Origin of the sequence: Desulfovibrio sp., assembly GCF_014803725.1 — a bacterium.
Classification (GTDB): domain Bacteria; phylum Desulfobacterota; class Desulfovibrionia; order Desulfovibrionales; family Desulfovibrionaceae; genus Desulfovibrio.
In genome coordinates this window covers 1-21,048 of record NZ_JAAVBE010000024.1, presented here as the reverse complement: position 1 = coordinate 21,048, position 21,048 = coordinate 1, and the positions used below count along the sequence as shown (strand labels likewise).

Here is a 21,048-nt window from a genome sequence, read left to right as displayed (position 1 = left end):
GCGGCGCCGGGGCGGGGCGTCCGCGGTGGGCGGGGGCGCCTCCCGCGCGGGCCCGTCTTCAGGCGCGCGCAACAGGGCGAGGTAGAAGCCCTGCGCGCCGGAGCGGGCGCCGTCCACGCGCAGGGTGCCCCCGCCGCCGGGGCGCTCCTCGAAAGTGAAGCCGGGAAAGGGCGCGAGCGGCACGCGCGTAAGGCCCAGTTCCTCCTCGGCGAAGCGCACCTGGGCCTCGTTTTCCGCCTCGTTGGTGGTGCAGGTGGAGTAGAGCAGGCGCCCGCCCGGGGCCAGCAGGGTGGCGGCATGCCTGAGCAGCCGCCGCTGGAGGCTCACGAGCGGGCCCAACTTGTCCTCGCGCCAGAGCCTGAGGGTTGCCGGGTGCTTCTCCGCCGTGCCCCAGCCGGAGCAGGGCGGGTCAAGGAGGATATGGCCCCACGAGCCCGGGCGCAGGGGCAGGCGCTCGCCCGGAAAGGCGCAGGTCGACGCCTGGAGAAGGTTGCAGGCCTGCAAATTGGCGCGCAGGGTGGCGAGCCTGGCAGGGTTAGGCTCATTGGCGAGCACGAAGCCGCCCGCGCCCACGAGCTGCGCGAGGAAGCCGGTCTTGCTGCCCGGGCTCGCGCACATGTCGAGCGCGGCGCCGCCGGGCGCCGGCGCGAGCGCCAGCGGGGGCAGCATGGAGGAGCGGTCCTGGATGTAGATATAGCCGAAAAAGGCCGCCAGCGAGCGGCCCAAGGGCACGGGCTCGGCCACGAGGCGCCGGCAGAAGGGCGAGAAGGGCTCGGGCTCGAAGGCATAGCCCTGCGCGCGCAGAAGCGCCTCCACCCGGGGGATGGCGGCTGGCTCGCAGACAAGGCGGAAAGAGCGGGCCGGAGCCTCGGAGCGGGGAGCAGCCATGGGGCGAGCATAGCCGGGAAGCGGCGGAAAGTCAGCGGGGGTGAGGAGTGCGGGCGCGCCCCTCGGGGCGTTCTCTGGCGCGGGCTGCCCCACCCCTTGTCCCTTTAAGGCTTCTGGCGCGGGGTGCCCTCATTGATGCCTTTGCATTTCAATATAATAGAGGGCGTTGCCTATGAAATCCTGGATCGGAGCCTTATTGGGGACGTAGAGTTCGGCATCAGGATATCCACAATTGGCCCTCATTAGCTTTTCCGCGGAGGGGCTTGGAACGCTCAGCAGATATATATTTTTTCCTGATGACGCATCCGTGCAGACGTGTATTTTATACCTTCCTTTTGAGAGAGGTGTAGCCTTATTTTTTCTTGTGCCAAATTTCCACGTCGGAGATTCGGTTAATACTCGGACATCCCAACCCAGTTGCCTAAGGACCCGCTCGGTTCCGTCAAAAGGATAGTCCCCAGTAGCGATAATCAACCCTGGTTGCCAAAGCCGCCATATCTCTCCCCAGTACTGCTCTTTTGAAAACTCCACCAGATCCTTTTGTCGTGGGTTCGCGGTGCGGAAAGGGACAAAGCTGGCAAGCACCATGTTGGTATCGACAAATTTTTCAAGTGTCTTGTTATCCATGGATGCTGTGTAGTTGATACCGTCTTTGCAGGAGGCAATTTCCGCCGCTATGGTCAGGATCCGCTCCGGGAAAAGCAAACCCTCCCAACGGGAGGGATTAAAAAAATCATTGGGCTCAGGGGGCTCAGGCCACGGGCAGGGGGGAGTCCGCTGGGGATTTTCAGGGCTTTCATTCCTGTGCGGCTGCGGATGATAGGTCAGCAGCAGCACATTGGGCATGGCTTCCCAGCTTTTCTTCGGGCTGTAGCTGAAATTGAAGCCGGTGCAGGATTCCCGATGCTGTTGGTAAAATTTTTTCATTTCCTCGAAACTGTCCCAGCAGCACGAAATCAGCTCTTTGGCGTCGTTCATCGAGTCTCCTTTGTGCACTTGGCACGGCTATGGGGAGAATTTTTTTCTGTTGTGAGCGTCCCGGCCCCATGGCCGCGGACGCCGTGTTCCGTTCCAGGCCTTGCGCGGCGCAGCTTTCACCGGACCCGCGGCAGGCGCCCGGGTGCCTGCCGCATCGCCGTCTTCAGGAAAGGCGGCGGAAAGAACCGTCAAGAGGGGATTTTTTCCAGCTCCTCCCGCAGGAATTTTTGAATGGGCGCGTTCCCCTCGCCGTATCTCCCATCCCGGGTGGAAAAGCCGTACAGGCCAAAGCGGGCCGCGGGGTGGGGCACGCCGAGGAGCCGCGTGTGTTTCCCGAAGGGAAAGGTGAAGTCACACACCCTGTACTTTCCCCGGCATCGCGTTCCCGTGTCCGGCGCCTGGTAGTCGCTCACCTTTCTTTCTTCCACAGCGGCCTTTTGTCCTGCCAGCTTCGTGAGGATACCCCGTATCCCGTCAAAGGGAAACGTGCCAGTGGCAATGACCAGTTCGGGCTGCCACACGGGCAGGATCCTGTTCCAGTAGTGTTCTTTTGCAAACTGCTTCATTTCCGGCGGCAGGTCTTTCGGCCGACCTGACGGCGTGCGGAAAGGCACATAGCTCGCCAGTACCACGTTGCCATCGACGAACTGCTTCAGATCCGCATCCTCGCAGCTTGCTGCAAGTTTCCGGCCCGTGCGGGAGCGGCCGATTTCTGCGAGGATGGTGAGGATGTCGTTCTTGAGGGGAAAGATATTTTCCCTGTCGAGATAGTCATTGTCTTTCGGCCACGGAGAGGACGGAATGATCGTTTTGTGCCGCCTCTCCCGCGCGTCCCAGGACTGCGGGTTGAGCGTCAGCAGCAGGACCCGCGTGTCAGGTCTCCAGCTTTTCTCCGGGCTGTAGGTGAAATGGAAGCCGTAGCTTTTTTCCCCCAGGCCGGTATTTTTTTGCTCCATGTCCTTGAAGATCTCTTCACAGACCTTCTTCAGTTCCGCGGTCTTCCCGTTCATCAGGTCTCCCTTGTGCCAGGGCACGGTTGTGGGTTTGCTCCTCTCTCCAGCCCTTCACCACGCGCGCAGGCTCACCTGCCCAGCCACGCCTTGTGGCGCAGATAGTCCTCCTGCTCTTCTGTCTCTATGGCCCCCGGGCGCGCGGCGCGCACCTCGCGGATGGCGGCCTCCGGCTCAAGTCCACGCCCCGTGAGCAGGCGCGCGGCAAGGGTGCCCGTCCTGCCGAGGCCGCCGCGGCAGTGGATGAAGATTTTTTCCCCGTGCTCGAGGGCCCGGAGCAGGAGCGCGCATTCCTCCCGCCACGGGTCGGCCTGTGCGCCATGCCGCGTGCGCAGGGCGCTGCCGTCCATCACCGGCCAGTGATGCCAGGCCATGCCCGCCTTGCGGACCTCCTCGCCGAGGCCCGTGACCTGCAAATACTCGAGCTCGTCCGGCTCGAGCAGGGTGACGACGTGCGCCGCCCCCCATTGGCGGAGGGTTTCCACGTCCTCGCCGAGGTTGCGGGCGCAGGGGCCTGAATAGGCCCACGGGTCGACCTTTCCCGGGCAGATGGAGAGGCCGAGCTGCGGGCACGATGCCGGGGAAGTGATGCGCAAGGGGCTGTTCGGCCGGGGCATGGTTCCTCCTTTTTTCTGTTGCGTACGGTTCGGCGGGTTTTTGGGTTTTTCTCGGAGTATACCACACTTTTTGTCGCGCTTCGGAATTTTTTTTCAGAGCTGCATTTTTTAGCCATAACTCTATGGAAGAAGAGGAAAAATTTTTTTTAAAAAATATTATGGTCGACAATTCAGGTGTTTTAGCGTCTCAGTTTGGGACTTTCGCCGCAATTTTTCCACCCACCCCGCGCAAGCCCATGCCCGCCAAGGGAATGGGCGGGTTGGTGGCAGGAGTGTGAAAGAAAAATATTCTGTAAATCCAGTGTGTTCAAGTAAACAGCGGCGTCGCCGCCGGTTTGACACCGCTTCTTTGGCCGGGTTATGGTTCAAGTGACGAGGAAAAGGCATCCTCCCGAAAAGGCACAGCCGGCGCGCAGAGGCGCTGGGCCCGCCAGCGAAATTCCGGGGGGTCAGGGCCGCGGGCGCGGCCCGCGCGGGTTCCCCACCGCGCAGCCTCATAACGCCAACCAAGGAAGTGTCATGAAGTATCTTCGCTGGCTTTCCATCGGGACGGCGCTCGCGCTCTGCCTGTGCATCGCTCTCCCTTCCGCCGCTCAGGCGGCATCCGCCCAGGCCAAGAACCGAAAAACCCTAAGTCAGGCGCAGGCCAAGGCCGTGAAGAAACCGGCCAAAGCTGCCGCCAGGGCCAAACACAGCGCCACGAGCGCGAAAAAGGCGAACCGCCACAAATCCGTGGCGAAAAAGGGAGCTGACGACCGCGACCTCTGGCTCCAGCGCGCCCAGCAGGGCGACCTGCTTTCCGGCAAGGCATCCTGGTACGGCCCCGATTTCCATAACAAGGCCACCGCAAGCGGCCTTTCCTACGATATGTATACGTTCACGGCCGCGCACCGCACCCTGCCCATGGGCACGGTGGTCAAGGTCACGGANCAGGACAACGGCAAGAGCGTCATGGTCTGCGTGACCGACCGCGGCCCCTTNGTGCGCGGCCGCATCATCGACCTCTCGTANGCCGCGGCGCAGCAGATCAACCTCGGCAAGCGCGGCGTGGGCCGCGTGGACCTCGANGTGGTGAGCGACGAGACCGGCACCCCGCTCAAGGCGGACCAGGCCTATTTCATCCGCTACGGCGCCCACGGCGGCGCCAGCAAGGTGGGCCCCTTCCGCGCNTTCGCCGACGCCGCGGCCATGCACGAGGCCCTGCGCCAGGCGCACCCCGAAGCCGAGGTGGTGCTNGACAGCACGCGCTGACGCGCNCNCCCGCAGAANAACTCCATCAAGGGCCACTGTTCCGGCGCNTGCCGGGGCGGTGGCCTTTTGCNGCGCCTTCGGGTAGAGTCGCGGCGCGCCCGGGAGGGANTGGNTNNTTNCTGAANGNGCCGGCAGCGGCCGNCCCCCGAACCNGGCGCACGGAGGCCAGATGGGCTTTCTCTACGGCTTGCTTTCTTCCGCGGCCTTCGGGCTCATCCCGCTCTTTTCCCTGCCNNTGCTGCGCGCCGGCATCTCGGTGCAGACCGCGCTCGTCTACCGTTTCAGCATCGCGGCGCTGGTGCTCTGGCCNNTNCTGCGCCTCAAGGGCGAGCGCTTCGCCCTGCGCGGCATCGACCTGTGCAAGCTCGCCGNCCTGAGCCTCGCCTACATGGTGGCGGTGCTCTTNTTCTTCGAGTCCTTNTANCANCTNCCNAGCGGCATCGCGGCCACCATCCAGTTTTTGTATCCCGTNATGGTCATGCTGATCATGATCGCCTTNTTCCACGAGCGCTTTTACTGGAACGTGGGNCTCGCCGTGGCGCTGGCCCTCGNNGGCGTGGCCCTGCTNAGCGTGGCCGGNCCGCAAACNGGNGCCGCCACNGTGAGCTTTTGGGGCGTGTGCCTCGGNCTNTTGTCCGGNCTCTCCAACGGGCTTTACATGATNGGCCTCCAGGTGGCGCGCATCCCCAACCTGNGCGGNCTCGTCATGACCTTCTACATCATGGCTTTCGGGGCGCTCATCGCCNTGGCCGACGGNNTNNTGCGCGGNTCGCTCCAGTGGCTCGACACGGGNCCNGAGCTNCTCTCNGCCACCCTGCTCGCGCTGGTGACGGCGGTNTTTTCCAACCTGACCCTCATNCTCGCCATCNGGCGCATCGGCTCCACCCTGACNTCNGTGCTCGGCGTCATGGAGCCGCTNACCGCCGTGGCCGTGGGCATCCTCGTTTTCGGGGAGCCTTTCACCATGCCNCTGGCCGCGGGCGTGGCGCTCATCACCGGGGCCGTNCTNCTCGTNATGCTGGNNCCGCGCCGGCGCGCCNCCGCCTGAACAGCCGCTTGCCTGCTGCNCNCCCATGCCGTATGTTCGGNNNACAANNCCGGGCCCCAANCACAGNNANGGGNCCCGNAAGGAGATGTCATCCATGTACCGCAATGCCAAGAACGTGGGCTATTATATNATNGGCGACGGCGCCNTCGCCCAGCTTCAGGACATCCTCGCCCCGCGCCGCGAGGCCATGCNGGNCGCNCCGGCCGTCTGGTTCCTCGACCACTATTTNGAGAACACCAATTTCCGCGAGCAGCTNCCCATCCTNGANTGGGACGNNGTGNTCTATGTGNACACCACCGANGAGCCCACCACGGACAGCGTGGACGGCATACACCGACCGCGTGAAGGCNTTTCTNGNCGGCCGCNAGCCCTNNGCCCTTCTGGCCTTCGGCGGCGGCTCNACCATGGANACCTGCAAGTGCGTGGGCAANNTGCTCACCAANCCGGGCAAGGCCGCGGACTACCAGGGCTGGGAGCTNGTGAAGAACCCCGCGCCCTACAAGGTGGCCGTGCCNACCATTTCGGGCACCGGCTCCGANACCTCGCGNACGGGCATCATCTGCAACGAGGAGAAAAACCTGAAGCTCGGCATGAACAGCGACTACACCATGTTCGACCAGGTGCTCCTCGACCCGCGCCTCACGGCCACGGTGCCNCGCAACCAGTATTTTTACACCGGCATCGANACCTTCATGCACTGCTTCGAGAGCCTGGACGGCGCCTACCGCAACACCGTGGTGGACTCGCTCTCNGAAAAGGCCATCGACCTCTGCAAGCGNGTNTTCCTNTCCGAAGACATGATGAGCGACCACAACCGCGAGCTNCTGATGATCGCCTCCTATCTCGGCGGCATGGCCGCGGGCTTCGTGGGCGTGGTGCATCCGCTCTCGGCCGGTCTCAGCATGGTCCTGCACATGCACCACGGCATCGCCAACTGCTACGCGCTCTCNGTNNTGGAAGACATNTATCCCGAGCCGTACAAGGTNTTCCGCGAGATGATGGCCCGNCAGAAGATCGACCTGCCCACGGGCATCTGCAAGAACCTCACGGACGAGCAGTACAACGCGCTCTACGAGGCGAGCATCGTNCACGANAAGCCGCTCATCAACAAGCTCGGGCCGAAATACCGCGAGATACTCACGCGNGAGAACGTCATCGAGCGCTTCAAGCGCATGTAGCNGCANGNCNCCGCGNNACGGAGAANTGCCATGGATCTCAAGATCAATTTCAGCGGCCGCGCCATCCGCTACACCGAGGACGAGATCGCGGCCGTGGTGGAGGCCATGCGCCATGCCGACCCCCTGACNCAGGGGCACTACATGCGCGAGTTCGAGGCNGCCTTCGCCCGNTACCAGGGCGTNNCCGAGGGCACNTGCTTCACCACCATGAACGGCTGCGCGGCGCTGGANATGTCGGCCCAGCTCTGCCGTTTCAAGCCCGGGGACGAGGTGGTCATCCCCTCGCACACCTTCACGGCCTCGGCCTATCCGTANCTGAAAAAGGGCGCCACGCCCGTCTGGGCGGACATCGACCCGCTCACCCGCGTGGTCACGGCNGAGACCATCGANAAGGCGCTCACNCCGCGCACCAAGGCCGTGGTNGTGGTGCACCTNTANGGCTATGTGGCCGACATGCCGGCCATCATGGCNCTCTGCCGCGAGCGCGGCCTCATCTGCATCGAGGACGCGGCCCAGGCCATCGGCGCNGANGTGGCNGGNCAAAAGGCGGGCAGCTTCGGCGACATGGCCATCTTCTCCTTCCATTCNCACAAGAACCTCACCACCCTGGGCGAGGGCGGCATGCTCTANGTGGCCGACCCNGANGCCGCGGCCCTCGTNCCGGCCNTNNGNCACAACGGNCACTGCGCCTATGCCTTCGAGCGGNCCGACTACTGGAAGCCGGCCATGGGCAATGTGGACATCCCCACNCTNGGCGNCGANATGCTCATGCCCAACAACTATTGNCTCGGCGANGTGGAATGCGCNCTCGGCATCCAGCTNTTGAANCGCATCGACNNCATCAACGANGAAAAGCGNGCCCGCGCCCTNNGCTTCATCGACGGCCTCGCGGACTTCCCTGAGCTCCAGTTNCACCGCGTGGAGACGCGGCGCCACAACTACCACCTGCTCGTGGCGCGCATGACCANGGGCCCGGAGGCGCGCGACCGCTTCATCCGCGCCATGCACGANGAAAAGGGCATCAAGTGCGTNGTGCAGTACATCCCGCTCGACAGNTACGACTTTTACCGNCGCCTGGGCTTCGGCGAGGCNNANTGCCCCGAGGCCGACACCTTCTTCGACACNATGGTCTCCTTCCCCTTCCAGCACTGGATGAGCGACGCNGAGCTCGACTANATGCTCGCCTCNGCGCGGGANGTGCTNGCGGCCATGNACTGAGCNGCGCGGCNANNCGGCATGAAAGAGCGCTGCATCGTCATCCCGGCCATCAAGAAGAACGCGGTCATCCCNGACCAGCTCGTGAAAAGGCTGGCCGGGGTGACGCTCATGGAGCGGGCCATCAACACGGCGCGGGCCTGCGCGCCCGGNGAGGACATCATTGTCCTCACCGACAGNCAGGAGATCTCGCTCATCTGCGAGCGCGCGGGCGTGCGNCACGCCTGGAACCGCGANNTGCGCTTCANNAGCCTCGACATCGTGGCCGAGATGCGCGGCCTGCTCGAGGGCCTCGCCCGCGAGTACGAGCATTGCCTCATCCTGCGCGCCTCCTGCCCGCTGCTCACCTGGGTGGACATGGAGGACGCCTGGCGGCGCTACCGCGAGGCCGGGGCGGACAGCCTCGTCACCGTGCGCAGCGTGCGCCAGCGCATCTGGCGCGAGCACGGGGACTCCATGGAAAGCCTCATCGAGGGGGCGGGGGGCGAGGACGGCGAAAAGAGCTACCTCGTGGAGAGCCGGGCGCTCATCATCCTCCGGCTCGCGCTTTTGCGCGGAGCGGGCGAGGCCGTGGTGCCGGCGCAGCCCGGGCGCGTCATCCCCTACTTCCTCGACGAGCGGGCCATCGAGATCCAGAACTACCAGGACTGGTGGATCTGCGAGCGCCTGCTGGAGCGCCGGCATGTGGTCTTTGTGGTGGCCGGCTACCCGGCCATCGGCATGGGCCATATCTTCCGCGCGCTCATGCTGGCGCACGAAATCACGAGCCACAAGATCACCTTTGTCTGCACGCGCGAGAGCGAGCTCGCCGTGGAGAGCGTGGCTCGCAAGGATTACCGCGTGGTGCGTCAGGGGGACGAAGACCTCGCCGACACGGTGCTCAGCCTGCGCCCCGACCTTGTGGTCAACGACATCCTCGACACCAGGGCGGCCTATATGGAGCGCCTGGCCGCGGGCGGCGTGCGCTGCGTGAATTTTGAGGACGAAGGGCCGGGCGCGGCCCTGGCCGACCTTGTCATCAACGCGCTCTATGAGAGCAGCGAAAGCACCGACCGCGTGCGCTGCGGGCCCGACTATTTCTGCCTGCGCGACGAATTCCTCAATGCCCGGCGCAATCCATTGAGGCCCGAGGTGCGCACGGTGCTTCTGACCTTCGGCGGCACGGACCATGACGACGCCACGCGGCGCGTGCTCGACATCATCGAGCCCATCTGCCGCGCCTACGGCATCTCCATCCGCGTGGTGGCGGGCCCCGGCTACGCCCACAAGGAGAAGATGGAAGCCCATGTGCGGCAGCTGGAAAACCCGCTTCTGGAATTCACCTGGGCCACCAATGTCATGAGCCGGATGATGGAGGGTGCGGACCTCGCCATCTGCTCGGCCGGCCGCACGGTCTACGAGCTCGCGCACATGCGCGTGCCCGCCATGGTGCTCGCCCATCACGAGCGCGAGGCGCGGCACACCTTCGCGCGGCCGCGCAATGGCTTCGCCTTCACGGGCGTACTCTCCAAGGTGGGCGACACGCGCATCCGCAATGTGTTCCTCGCCCTGCTCAAGCAGGAGCGGCGCGCCCGCTACTGGGAGCGGCAAGACCGGCTCGACTTCACGGCCAACAAGGCGCGGGTGGTGGGCCTCATGGAAGACCAGCTCGAAAAGGAGGGCGCATGAGCGCAAGCGCGGCCGCAACGGGCAGCGGGGGGCAGACGGGCAAGGGCGGCAAGGTGGTGGCCATCGTGCAGGCCAGGCTCGGGTCGAGCCGGCTGCCGTTGAAATCCCTGCTCACGTTGCGCGGGCTCCCGATCATCGACTGGGTGACGGGGCGCCTTGCCAGGGCGCGGCAGCTCGACGGGCTCATCGTCGCCGTGCCTGACACAAAGCTCGACCGCGTGCTCTACGAGCACTTGGAGCGCCACGGCGTGCCGGTCATGGCCGGCCCCGAGCAGGACGTGCTCGCCCGCTTCGCGCAAGCCGCCAAGCAGACGGACGCGGGCCTCGTGGTGCGCGTCTGCGCCGACAATCCCTGCATCTGGGGCGAGGCCGTGGACAGGCTGGTGGATCATTACCGCAAGGGGGGCTGCGACTACGCCTATAACCACATCCCGCGCGGCAATCTCTGGCCCGACGGGCTGGGGGCCGAGATCCTCTCGCGCGACTTGCTGGACGAGCTGGACAGCCGCGCGAAGCTCGAGAGCCAGCGCGAGCATTGCCTGAACTATCTTTGGGACAATGCCGAGAGCTACCGCATTGCGACCTTTGACCCGGAGGAGCCGTGGCTGCGGCGCCCCGACCTCAAGCTGGACGTGGACAGCGCGGACGACTTCCGCCGTCTCGCCCTGCTGCCGCTTGCACCGGACATGGACGCGGCCCAAATCATCGCCGCGTGTGACGGGGAGTAGGGCGACGGGGCGTGATTTTTCCGCAACCCCGCAGCCACACCGCAACAGCACGCCCGCAAAAAAGCCCCGCCGCCGGAAAACCGGGGCGGGGCATCGTTTCAGAGGGATGGACGGGACCTAGCGCAGGCCCTGCTCCTTGAGGTACTGTACCACATCACCCGGGAAGTCGGAGAACAGGCCGTCCAGCTTGATCTCCTTGAAGGCCGTGTCCAGCGACTGGCGCGAATCCTTGAAGCCCTTGAAGGGCGCGTCGCGGCGGTGCGTCCAGGAGTGCACCTTCATGCCGTGCTGGCGCGCGAGGTCCGCGAGGTTGCTGACCTTGTAGCTCTTGCCGTCCTCGCCGGGCACGGCGAGGTGCGAGAACCAGGGCGCGTAGATGGTGGCGTAACGGGAGACTTCCGCAATGCCTTCGGGCGTGAGCAGCCATTCGTGCACGGCCTTGTCGTCCGTGAGGTGCTGACCGCCGCGCAGGACGAGCATGGCGAGGTCGCCCTTCCAGCCCTTCATGCGCGCGTCGCGCACCGCGTCATAATCGAAGATCTGGAGAATGGACTTGGCGTCCGGGCTGTTGTAGCCGTACTTGTCCAGCATGGCGATGACCGCGCCCGTGATGTCCTTGCCCTCGCGGGCGTAGAAGGCGGGCTCCTTCACTTCCACATAGACGCCCACATTGCCGCCCGTGGACTTGTTCAGGCCCTGGATGAGCCTGAGCTCTTCCTCAAGAGTGGGGATCTGGAAGCCGATGCCCGAATCGCCGGGGAAGCGGCCCGCGAAGACGGGCTTGCCGGTCTTGGGGTTGAAGCGCTCGGTCACGGTGAGGCTGCGCAGCTCGGGGTAGGTGAAGTCAACGGCATAGAAGCTGCCGTCGGGGCGCGCGCGGTCCGGGAACTTTTTGGCAACATCGGTGGTGGTGTCGAGGACCGGGTCGTGCATGATCATGAGCACGCCGTCCTTGCTCATGATGACATCCTGCTCGATGAAGTCCGGCCCGAGGGCATAGGCCATGGTCTTGGCGGGCAGGGTGTGCTCGGGCACATAGCCGCTGGCGCCGCGGTGCGCGGCCACGGCCGGCTTATAGGTGACGGCGGCCGCGGGCACGTCCTGGGCGTTGGCGATGAAGGCCGCCTCTTCCTTGGCGCTGTCCGGCGCGGCCGGGGCCAGCTCGGCGGGAGCCGCGACGGCCGGGGCGGCGGCCGGAGCCTGCGCGGCAGGCTCAGCGGCAGTCCCGGGGGCAGCGCTGGGCGCTGGCGTGGCCGCAGGGCAGGGCGCGGCGGGAGTTTCCGCCGGGGCCGGCGCATTTTGCGGCGTGGCCCGGTAGTCGACGGCGGCCTCGGGCGCGTCCTTGGCGTTGATGGCGAAAGCGGCCTGGATCTTGGCGAGGTCGGAGGCCGTTTTGTCGGGCATGGCGGGCGCGTCGGCGGCGAGCGCGGGCGCACAGAAGAGGCCGAGGCAGAGGAGCGCCTGGAACACGAGGCGCCGCGAAAGTTTCAGAACAGGGGCCGGGGGCATGGGCATGGAACACCTCCTGGCAAGTGCCGGGGAAAAGGGGGGAGCGGTGGGGACGCGGCCCAGCCGCGCGGCACTGACACGCGCCGCCGCCGGGGCTGCCCCCAGCATAGGCGAAAGCAGCGTTGCGCGGCAATGCTTTTTTTGCGCGGCCGCGGCCTTGCGGTTGACTTCGGGCTGGCGCGCGGCTAGAAAAAACGCGGCCTTGCGGGCGCGCCCTTCGCGCCGTTCTCTCCATTTCAGGCCGATATACGCTGTCATCGACGGTTCTTCCCTAATTCCGTCTGGAGCGAAGCGAAAGACGGGTGCTTTCGGCGTCAGGGCGGCACGCGCCAGCCGCACCGCCACTCACAGCAGACGCAACGCACAGCAAAGCCGCTTTTCCCGGGACACTTCATGGAACGCAACGCCTCCCTCCGCAATGTCGCCATCATCGCCCATGTCGACCACGGCAAGACCACCCTTGTTGACGCGCTCTTCCGCCAGAGCGGCGTCTTCCGCGCCGACCAGCAGGTGGACGACCGCGTCATGGACAACATGGACCTTGAGCGCGAGCGCGGCATCACCATTGCCGCCAAGAACTGCGCCGTCAACTGGAACGGCGTCAAAATCAACATCATCGACACGCCGGGCCACGCGGATTTCGGCGGCGAGGTGGAGCGCTCGCTCTCCATGGCCACCGGCGCCATCCTGCTCGTGGACGCCTCCGAGGGGCCGCTGCCGCAGACGCGCTTTGTGCTGCGCAAGACGCTGGAGGCCGGGCTGCCAGTCATCGTGGTCATCAACAAGATCGACCGCAAGGACGCGCGCCCGCAGGAAGTGCTCAACGAGGTTTATGACCTCTTCATCGACTTGGGCGCCACCGAAGAGCAGCTGGAATTTCCCGTGCTTTACGCCATCGGGCGCGACGGCGTGGCCATGCGCGGCCTCGAGGACGAGCGCAAGGACCTGACCCCGCTCTTCGAGACCATCCTCGAGTCCATCCCCGGGCCGGACCACGACCCGGACGAGCCCTTCCAGATGCTGGTGGCCGACCTCGACTATTCCGACTATCTCGGGCGCCTCGCCGTGGGCCGCATCATGCACGGCGCTGTGCACGCCAAGGAGGCGCTGGCCTGCATCGGCGAGGACGGCGCCCCCCGCCCCCTGCGCGTGAGCCGCCTCCAGGTCTATGACGGCGTGACCCTTTCCGACGTGGAGCGCGCCCAGCCCGGGGACATCGTGGTGCTCGCCGGCATCGAGGATGTCACCATCGGCGACACCATCTGCACGCGCGAGGCGCCGGCGGCGCTGCCGCGCATCCGCGTGGACGAGCCCACGGTGGCCATGCGCTTCGGCATCAACACCTCGCCGCTGGCCGGCCGCGAGGGCAAGATCGTGCAGAGCCGCGCCATCCAGGACCGCCTCGTGCGCGAGAGCCTGCGCAACGTCGCCATCCGCGTGGAGGAGACGCCTGACAGGGACGCCTATCTCGTCAAGGGTCGCGGCGAGTTCCAGATGGCCATCCTCATCGAGACCATGCGCCGCGAGGGCTTCGAGCTCTCGGTGGGGCGCCCGGAGGTCATCCTCAAGAAGGACGCCAACGGCAAGACGCTCGAGCCCATGGAACACCTCTATGTGGATTGTGACGAGGTCTTCATGGGCGTGGTCACGGACAAGCTGGCCCAGCGCAAGGGGCGGCTGCTCAACTGCGCCAACAGCGGCACGGGCCGCGTGCGCCTCGAATTTTCCGTGCCCTCGCGCGGGCTCATCGGCTACCGCGACGAATTCCTCACCGACACCAAGGGCACGGGCATCATGAATTCGTATCTGGAAGGCTACGAGGAGTGGCGCGGCGACTTCCCCACGCGTTTCACCGGCTCCATTGTGGCCGACAGGCCGGGCTCGGCCGTGGCCTATGCGCTCTTCAATCTCGAGCCGCGCGGCAGCCTCTTCGTGGAGCCGGGCGACCCGGTCTACGAAGGCATGATCGTGGGCGAGCACAACCGCGACAATGACATCGATGTCAACGCCACCAAGGAAAAGAAGCTCACCAATTTGCGCGCCGCCGGCAAGGACGAGAACGTCATCCTGACGCCCGTCAGGCGCATGACCCTGGAGCGCGCGCTCCACTTCGTGCGCGAGGACGAGCAGGTGGAGGTGACGCCCAAGTCCATCCGCCTGCGCAAGAACGAGCTTTCCGCGCTCAAGCGCTATCAGGCCGCGGGCCGCGCCGCCAAGGGCAAGGCCTGAACCACATCCGCCGCGCGAGCGGCACAAAACGGGAGGATGCCATGATCCGGCACATCGTCTGGTGGACGCTCAAGGAACACGCCGAGGGCCGCAGCGCCGCAGAAAACGCCCAGCATCTCGTGGAGGCCTCGGCCATGCTGCACGGCATGCCGTCCGTGCGCTCGGTGGAGGTCTCCTGTCTCATCCAGCCCACGAGCACCGTGCCCGCGCAGGTGGTGCTCCAGTCCTCGCATGACGACATGGCCGCGCTCAAGGCCTATGCCGAAAACCCGGTGCACCTGGAATTTGCGGCCAAGGTCAAGGCCGTGTGCTCCTCGCGGCAGGCCCTCGACTATTCGGTGGAGTAGGAAGGATCAGTCCCCGCTTCAGGGGGCTCTCCAGGGGCGCGCGGCACCGCGTTTTTTGCGGCGCGGCGCGCCTTTGCTGTTTAAGCGGCCGCCTTTAGCGGCGCGGGCGCAGCTCCTCGATCTGCTTCCGCTCCTGGCAGGCATCGGGGTCGCAGCAACTGGTCTTGGAGCAGCCCGGGCAGGAGCGGCTTTTTAGGGCGCGCAAAAAGCGGCGCCCGATGAAGAGGGCGGCCACGGCCACACAGATGATGACGATAGCCAGTTGGATATTCATCGCTCCTTCCTCGCTTGAGCGCTTGGGAAACAGGGGGCACCGGCCGCATCCCTCTGAGGGCAGCGGCAGGGGCGAAGGCCCGCGGCGCTGACTGCATCCTGCATGAAATGAAAATGAATGTCAATTTTTATAGCGGCTGGGAGAAGACGCCGGGCGCCGCCATCCTGGCCCGGCCGTTCAGGCGGGCTGTTCCGCCGCCTGCCTTTCCCGGCAGGAGCGGCAATAGCCGTACATATTGTGCAGGTGCCCGGTGAGGCTGAAGCCCTCGGCCTCGGCGAGCTCACGCTGGAGCTTTTCGATGCGCGGGTCGCAGATCTCCACTATGGCGCCGCAGCCGAGGCACACGAGGTGGTCGTGGTGGCTCTTGGGGCGCGCCACCTCGTAGCGGGTGATATTGTCGCTGAACTGGATCTCCGTGGCGAGGCCCGCGTCGCAGAGGAGCTTCAGGGTGCGGTAGACCGTGGTCTGGCCGATGCCCGCGTCCTGCTTGAGCACGTACTGGTAAAACTCCTCGAGGGAATGGTGGCCGGGCAGCTCGAAAAATGCCTGGGCGATGGCGCGCCGCTGGGCCGTGGTGTTGAGCCCGCGCCGGCTCATGAAGTCGAGAAACGCGGCCAGGGGCGTGGCTGGTGTGGTCATGGCTGCTCCCCTCCTTTGGCGTGGCGGGCCCGGCGGGGTGGGATGCGTATGGTGCGGCGGAAGGGCACGCCCCCGCAAGCGGCAGCCCCGGCTTCAGGATGCCAAAGCGCGCCCAAAAGGTCGAGGGAAAATACGGTACGCGTCCCTACCTGTACGTTGGCGCACATGGCGAAAAGCCCTGCGCCATGACGGAAAGGCAATGCGGGATCTTGCTGTTTTTGCAGGCTGCCCAGGCTGCACGGTGGCCGCCTGCCAAGGGCGTGAGGTCCCGGGGCGCCAAGCCGTCAGAGCTTTTTCAGTATGAGGCCCATGCAGGTTATGGGAAAGCCCGCCTGGAGCAGCCGCAAGTGCGGCGTCCGGTTGTCATGGGGGATCTCCAGGCCGGTAAAGGGTGCCTCGGAAAGATCTTGCGGCGAGTACGGGGACATGTCGATATACCTGTCGAAGGGCAGGTCGCCCAATGCATAGTCGATATCCAGCAGTTCAGCCTTGTTTTCCAGGAGTTCGCGGAGGCGTTGGAAATCCTTTTTCCTGAAAAAAGAAAGATCCGGCGACTCGATGGTCAGGTCGTCGGAAAAAAGGTTGTATTCCGTCGTATGGACGGAAATGCCCCCGGGCTTCAATAATTTCAGGGACTCACACAAAAACTTCAGGCCGTTGTCTATGCTGCCCAAATGCTCGATGGCGCAAACCGACCAGATAAAGTCATAGGTGGCCTCGCTGTCGTCCGGAATCGCGTTCATGTCGAGGTATTTTAATTGGAAAGCCGCATCAAAGGCCTCCCTGGAGACCAGGGCCTGCTTGAACAGGAGTTCTTTGCTTTCGGTATATTCGCCGGTGCTCCGCCATTTTTTTTGTCCACCGTCCTCCTCGTCGAGCGGCTTGTCCCCGGCCGTTATGGTGCAACCCCGGCTGATGAGATAACTGGGAAGCGACTCGTTGCCGCAGGCAAAGCCAAGGCCCGACTTCCCGAACATGTCATTTTCAAACAATGCCTGCAGCACGAAGGCGAATTCCCAACGTTTTCGGTTGTAACGAAAGTTGGCTTTTAATTCTTTGGTCCAGTACCGGCTCCAATCGGACTCCAGATCTTCCTGGGTGGTTATTTTGCTCGTCAGGCCAATTTTGACCGGTGCGTCAATCATTGGGCGCACTGATATGTTCCGGATTCTGTCTTGGGCAAGGCACGACATGATATTTTTAATATTTAATGAAGAGATATAATTCCTTTTTGCGACGCGCTGCATCTCAGTGGCCATACTCTGCACGTTTGCTGCTATCCCTTGTACGGCCTGTTGCTCTTTTTTCAGCTCAGGTATTATATTCTTTTCCATATACTCGGCGGCATATTGCCTGACGAACCCCTTGAGCCGTGCCTTCATTCCATTAAACATGGTTTTCCCTGCTGTTGCATAGACTGTGCGTCAAGAAAGTGGCCACCGCGATAGAGAGATGCGCCCCTTGTCGGGCGCTCCCGCGGGCAGCCGAACCACGGCACCGGCGTTGCCTGCGCCCGGGTACGGGAGGCCGCCGTACGCAGGCGGAACGCCGACATGCGGGGTATCGAGGGTGGCGGCCTGCGCGTTTCCGCGCCGGCTCCGTGTGGGCCGGCGCGGCTGCCAGATGGGAGCGTCCCTACAGGTTGGCGGCGTACCAGTCGCCCGCGCGGGTGAGGCCCTGGCGCACGTCGTAGCGCGGGTCATAGCCGAGCAGGCTGCGCGCGCGCCCGATGTCCGCCAGGGAGTGGCGCACATCGCCGGCGCGGAAGTCGCGGTGCACGGGCACGGCTGCCGCGGCTTCGGGCTTGTGGCGCACGACCTCGTCGCGGATGAGCGCGAAGAGCTCGTTGAGCGTGGTGCGCTCGCCGTAGGCCACGTTATAGATGCGGTCCTGCGCGTCCTTCGGCGCCATGCTGGCGAGCAGGTTGGCCTCGACCACGTTGTCGATATAGCAGAAGTCGCGGCTCGTCTCGCCGTCGCCGTTGATATAGACGGTCTCGCCCTTGATGAGGCTCGCGAACCACTGCGGGATGACCGCGGCGTAAGCGCCGTAGGGGTCCTGGCGCTGGCCGAAGACGTTGAAGTAGCGCAGGCCGATGCTCGAGAAGCCGTAGCAGCGGCCGAACACGTCGGCGTAGAGTTCGTCCACATACTTGGTCACGGCATAGGGCGAGAGCGGCCGGCCGATCCTGTCCTCCACCTTGGGGAGCTCGGGCGAGTCGCCGTAGGTGGAGGAGGAGGCGGCGTAGACGAAGCTCCGCACTTTCGCGTCGCGGGCGGCGACCAGCATGTTGAGGAAGCCGTCGATATTGCAGCCGTTGGTGAGCAGCGGGTCGTCGATGGAGCGCGGCACCGAGCCGAGCGCGGCTTCGTGAAGCACATGGTCGGCGCCCTCGCAGGCGCGGCGGCAGGTGTCGAGGTCGCGGATGTCGCCCTCGATGAAGGTGAAGCGGGCCCAGGCCTCCTCGCCCACGGCCGCCTGCACCATGTCAAGGTTTTTCTGGTAGCCGGTGAGGAAGTTGTCGAGGCCCGTGACGGTCTGGCCGAGGCGCAGGAGCTTTTCGAGGAGGTTGGAACCGATAAAGCCGGCCACGCCCGTGATGAGCCAGCGCGAGGGCGCGGCTGCGAGGCCGCTCGTGAGGTATTCGTAGGCGTTCATGGGGTCATCCTGTTGTGGTGGTGGGGCTGAACCAGGGGCCGTGCCGTGCCTTGTAGCGCCATGGAGGCGCCCTGTAAAGCGGGCTGCCCGCCCGTGCCCGGGATCAGGCCCGGATTCAGGCATGCCCCTGGCGCGGCGAGCCGAAGCCCTCGCCCTCGCCGCCCACGCGGAAGACGCGCACCTCGTAGCCCGGCTCCCCGTCCTGGCCGTCCGTCGCGCCGCCCGGCATCTCCGGGGCGCCGCACATGGGGCAGGCATTGGTGATGAGCAGGCAGGAGGCGTCGAGCTCCAGCGGGTCGATGCCGGCCTGGTCGAGGAGGCGCGTGGCCCGGCCCGGCTCCCAGAGCACGGGCGCGCCGCAGCGGCCGCATTCCACATAGAGCAGTTCCGGGTCATAGCCCGGGCGTCCGCCCCGGAGCGACACGGCGGCGAGCGGCGTCCTGCGGCGAAAGCGGCCGCCGGCCCGCGCCTCCCGCCGCGCGAGGCGCCCCCGCGCCAAGGCCGCGCAGCGCGCGCGGCGCTCCCGCAAGGCCGACCTGGCCAACGCCGACCCGGGGCGGCGCTTCTGTCCATGGCCCTTCTTGCCATGCGCCGGTGCGCCCGCTATGCTTTTGCCATGCCGGAAAGTTCGCGTCATATCCGTCTTTTGCCCTCCGCCCTGCGCAACCAGATCGCCGCCGGGGAAGTGGTGGAGCGCCCGGCCAGCGTGCTCAAGGAACTGGTGGAAAACAGCCTCGATGCCGGCGCCCGCGCCGTGGACGTGCGCCTCGACAATGGCGGCCAGGCCCTCATCCGCGTGCAGGACGACGGCTGCGGCATCCCCGCGGAGGAGCTTGAGCTCGCCGTCACGCGCCACGCCACCAGCAAGATCGCGGCGCTGGAAGACCTGGAGCGGGTGCGCTCCTACGGCTTCAGGGGCGAGGCGCTGCCGAGCATCGCTTCGGTCTCGCGGCTCACCCTCGTCTCGGCCCCGGCCGGCGCGGACACGGCGCACGCGGTGGAAGTGGAACACGGGCGCCTTGTGGCGTCAAGCCCGGCCGCCCTGCACCGGGGCACCGTGGTGGAGGTGCGCGACCTTTTCGCCAACGTGCCGGCGCGCCTCAAGTTTCTCAAGACACCGGCCACGGAGTTCCGCCGCGCGCAGGACTGGCTCTCGCGGCTGGCCCTCGCGCGGCCCGAGACCGCCTTCACCCTTTCGGCCGGCGGCCGCGAAGTGGCCCGTTTCCTCCCCGGGCAGGACCTGCGCGGGCGCCTTGGCGTCATCTGGCCGGGCAGCCTCGTTGCCGGGCTCGTGCCCTTTGACGCGGAGCGCCACGGCATCCGCTGCCACGGTCTCGCCGCGCCCGCGGGCATGCGCCAGCAGCGGGCCGACCGCGTGCTGCTCTATGTCAACGGCCGCGCCGTCACGGACAGGCGCCTCTTCGCGGCCGTGCGCGAGGCCTACAAGGGCCGGCTCTTGAGCCGCGAATATCCGCTCGCCGTGCTCTTTGTGGAAATGGAGCCGGAAGGGGTGGATGTCAATGTCCACCCGGCCAAGTCGGAAGTGCGCTTCAGGGACGAATCCGCCGTGTTTTCCGCCGTGCTCCACGCGGTGCGCGCCGCGCTGGACAGGGCGGTTTTCGGGGGGGGCGGGGATGTCACCCGGGACGAAACGATCGTGCCCAACGCCCCGGCCAGCCCCTCGGCCGTAGCCGCCGAAGGCCCTCCCGAGCCGCGCCGCCACGGCTTCTGGGGCGCGCTGGACGAGGAGCGCATCCTGCCCCCGCCCGAAGCCCGGAGCGCAGCCCCGTGGGAGGTGCGCCAACCGGCAAAAGGGGCTGTAGCTGGGGAATTGCCCCTGCCTGAATCCGGCTTCACGCCAGACCCCATGCCGCGTTCTGCCGCCCCCCTGCGGGAAAATACGGCCCCCTACGGCAGCCCCGCGCCTCCTCCGCCAAGCCCGGGCCCGGCGCGTGCCCCCAACACTCCCCCGGCGGATTCCTCCACAGCAGAATCCCCGGCTGCCCAGCCAGCCGCGAGCCGCGAGCCGCTGGCCGTGGGGGGATACAGCTATCTCGGGCAGGTGGCAGACACCTACCTCGTGCTTCGGGACGGAAAGGGCGCCCTGCTCCTCGTGGACCAGCATGCGGCCCATGAGCGCGTGCTGCATGCGCGCATGGCAGCGGGCGGCTTTTCGGGCACCGGGCAGCTGCTGGCCCTGCCGCTGGAACTGAGGCTCGACGCGGCCGAGCGCGAGCGCCTGCAGGAGGCGCGCCCGGTGCTGGAACAACTGGGATTCGCGCTGGAATGCGCGGGGGACATGCTGCTGGCCCGGGCCATGCCGCCCGGGCTCTCGCGCCGCGAGGCCGCGGACTTCCTGCGCGAGGCTCTCGCCGGGGTGCGCGACGACCTTGACGGCATCTTCATTTCCATGGCCTGCAAGGCGGCCATCAAGGCCGGGCAGCGCCTCACGGACGACGAGGCCGCGGGCCTCCTCGCCCAGTGGCTGGCCACGCCGGGAGCGGCCCATTGCCCGCACGGCCGCCCCTGCGTATTGCGCTGGGACGCGGCCGAGCTGGAAAAGCTCTTCAAGCGCCGCTGATGTTTTCCGGGCAGTTTTGTTGTGCTTCGTGTTGGTGGTGTGGCTGTGCGGTCTGGGTAATGCCGAAATTATCCGTCAAAAACAGCCTTTTTGCTGCTGGCTGCGTCAGAAAAAAATTTCCTCGGTCGAGTACTTAAGTACACTCCCTTCGGAAATTGTTTTTCTTCCTTGCTCCAGCCGTTGCGACGCAGGAAGCTACGGATGGAGACAGCAGTTGGTTAGCGCACCCG

20 protein-coding genes are annotated in these 21,048 nt (G+C 65.7%); 10 read left to right on the top strand and 10 right to left on the bottom strand.

Annotated elements, in window-relative coordinates; translation table 11 throughout:
- The 4 genes from HDR50_RS09125 to HDR50_RS09110 all read right to left on the bottom strand — a co-directional run.
- A partial coding sequence (locus HDR50_RS09125; RefSeq protein WP_291357817.1) for an RsmB/NOP family class I SAM-dependent RNA methyltransferase occupies positions 1–888 on the bottom strand: 888 nt, incomplete at its 3' end.
- 129 nt (positions 889–1,017) lie between these two features.
- Positions 1,018–1,866, bottom strand: coding sequence for a hypothetical protein (locus HDR50_RS09120; RefSeq protein WP_291357816.1), 849 nt, complete (start codon positions 1,864–1,866; stop codon positions 1,018–1,020).
- A gap of 188 nt (positions 1,867–2,054) precedes the next feature.
- Positions 2,055–2,876 (bottom strand): hypothetical protein, encoded by an 822-nt coding sequence (locus HDR50_RS09115; protein WP_291357815.1) that lies wholly within the window; start codon positions 2,874–2,876, stop codon positions 2,055–2,057.
- A gap of 71 nt (positions 2,877–2,947) precedes the next feature.
- Positions 2,948–3,493 carry a cyclin-dependent kinase inhibitor 3 family protein gene (locus HDR50_RS09110; protein WP_291357814.1) on the bottom strand — a complete coding sequence of 182 codons (546 nt, stop codon included), beginning with the start codon at positions 3,491–3,493 and terminating at the stop codon, positions 2,948–2,950.
- Positions 3,494–3,615: 122 nt separating this feature from the next.
- On the opposite strand from HDR50_RS09110, the gene HDR50_RS09105 reads away from it, so the two are divergent.
- The 7 genes from HDR50_RS09105 (at position 3,616) to HDR50_RS09075 (ending at position 10,581) form a co-directional block, all read left to right on the top strand.
- Entirely contained in the window at positions 3,616–3,771 is a 156-nt protein-coding gene (locus HDR50_RS09105; RefSeq protein ID WP_291357813.1) for a hypothetical protein, read from the top strand.
- A 241-nt stretch (positions 3,772–4,012) separates the two neighbouring features.
- Complete coding sequence (locus HDR50_RS09100; protein ID WP_291357812.1) at positions 4,013–4,744, top strand: septal ring lytic transglycosylase RlpA family protein; 732 nt, start codon at positions 4,013–4,015, stop codon at positions 4,742–4,744.
- 169 nt (positions 4,745–4,913) lie between these two features.
- The gene (locus HDR50_RS09095; RefSeq protein WP_291357811.1) at positions 4,914–5,792 is read left to right on the top strand and encodes a DMT family transporter; all 879 of its coding nucleotides are present in this window, start codon (positions 4,914–4,916) and stop codon (positions 5,790–5,792) included.
- Positions 5,793–5,824: 32 nt separating this feature from the next.
- Complete coding sequence (locus HDR50_RS09090) at positions 5,825–6,970, top strand: iron-containing alcohol dehydrogenase (RefSeq protein ID WP_365817385.1); 1,146 nt, start codon at positions 5,825–5,827, stop codon at positions 6,968–6,970.
- A gap of 30 nt (positions 6,971–7,000) precedes the next feature.
- Positions 7,001–8,188, top strand: a complete 1,188-nt coding sequence (locus HDR50_RS09085; protein WP_291357809.1) for a DegT/DnrJ/EryC1/StrS family aminotransferase — start codon at positions 7,001–7,003, stop codon at positions 8,186–8,188.
- Between the two features lie 18 nt (positions 8,189–8,206).
- Positions 8,207–9,853 (top strand): cytidine 5'-phosphate N-acetylneuraminic acid synthetase, encoded by a 1,647-nt coding sequence (locus HDR50_RS09080; protein WP_291357808.1) that lies wholly within the window; start codon positions 8,207–8,209, stop codon positions 9,851–9,853.
- Positions 9,850–10,581 (top strand): NTP transferase domain-containing protein, encoded by a 732-nt coding sequence (locus tag HDR50_RS09075; RefSeq protein WP_291357807.1) that lies wholly within the window; start codon positions 9,850–9,852, stop codon positions 10,579–10,581. Before HDR50_RS09080 ends, HDR50_RS09075 begins: the two co-directional genes overlap by 4 nt.
- 117 nt (positions 10,582–10,698) lie before the next feature.
- On the opposite strand, the gene glpQ is transcribed toward HDR50_RS09075, so the two are convergent.
- Positions 10,699–12,096, bottom strand: a complete 1,398-nt coding sequence (glpQ, locus tag HDR50_RS09070; protein ID WP_291357806.1) for a glycerophosphodiester phosphodiesterase — start codon at positions 12,094–12,096, stop codon at positions 10,699–10,701.
- Positions 12,097–12,483: 387 nt separating this feature from the next.
- On the opposite strand from glpQ, the gene typA reads away from it, so the two are divergent.
- Positions 12,484–14,319 (top strand): translational GTPase TypA, encoded by a 1,836-nt coding sequence (gene typA, locus HDR50_RS09065; protein WP_291357805.1) that lies wholly within the window; start codon positions 12,484–12,486, stop codon positions 14,317–14,319.
- Between the two features lie 41 nt (positions 14,320–14,360).
- Positions 14,361–14,666, top strand: a complete 306-nt coding sequence (locus tag HDR50_RS09060) for a Dabb family protein (protein WP_291357804.1) — start codon at positions 14,361–14,363, stop codon at positions 14,664–14,666.
- 94 nt (positions 14,667–14,760) lie between these two features.
- Here HDR50_RS09060 and HDR50_RS09055 read toward each other — a convergent pair whose 3' ends face one another.
- The 5 genes from HDR50_RS09055 to HDR50_RS09035 form a co-directional block, all read right to left on the bottom strand.
- Positions 14,761–14,940, bottom strand: a complete 180-nt coding sequence (locus HDR50_RS09055) for a FeoB-associated Cys-rich membrane protein (protein WP_291357803.1) — start codon at positions 14,938–14,940, stop codon at positions 14,761–14,763.
- Between the two features lie 177 nt (positions 14,941–15,117).
- The gene (locus HDR50_RS09050) at positions 15,118–15,579 is read right to left on the bottom strand and encodes a transcriptional repressor (RefSeq protein ID WP_291357802.1); all 462 of its coding nucleotides are present in this window, start codon (positions 15,577–15,579) and stop codon (positions 15,118–15,120) included.
- A gap of 284 nt (positions 15,580–15,863) precedes the next feature.
- Positions 15,864–16,961: a hypothetical protein gene (locus HDR50_RS09045; protein WP_291357801.1), complete on the bottom strand. Its 1,098-nt coding sequence runs from the start codon at positions 16,959–16,961 to the stop codon at positions 15,864–15,866.
- 253 nt (positions 16,962–17,214) lie between these two features.
- On the bottom strand, positions 17,215–18,237 hold the full coding sequence (locus tag HDR50_RS09040; RefSeq protein WP_291357800.1) for an NAD-dependent epimerase/dehydratase family protein: 1,023 nt from the start codon (positions 18,235–18,237) through the stop codon (positions 17,215–17,217).
- Between the two features lie 115 nt (positions 18,238–18,352).
- A complete protein-coding gene (locus tag HDR50_RS09035; RefSeq protein ID WP_291357799.1) occupies positions 18,353–18,766 on the bottom strand; it encodes a hypothetical protein in 414 nt (137 codons plus the stop codon).
- Positions 18,767–18,853: 87 nt separating this feature from the next.
- Between HDR50_RS09035 and mutL the strand changes: the two genes are divergently transcribed.
- Positions 18,854–20,818: a DNA mismatch repair endonuclease MutL gene (gene mutL, locus HDR50_RS09030; RefSeq protein ID WP_291357798.1), complete on the top strand. Its 1,965-nt coding sequence runs from the start codon at positions 18,854–18,856 to the stop codon at positions 20,816–20,818.
- The last annotated feature ends 230 nt before the right edge of the window (positions 20,819–21,048 follow it).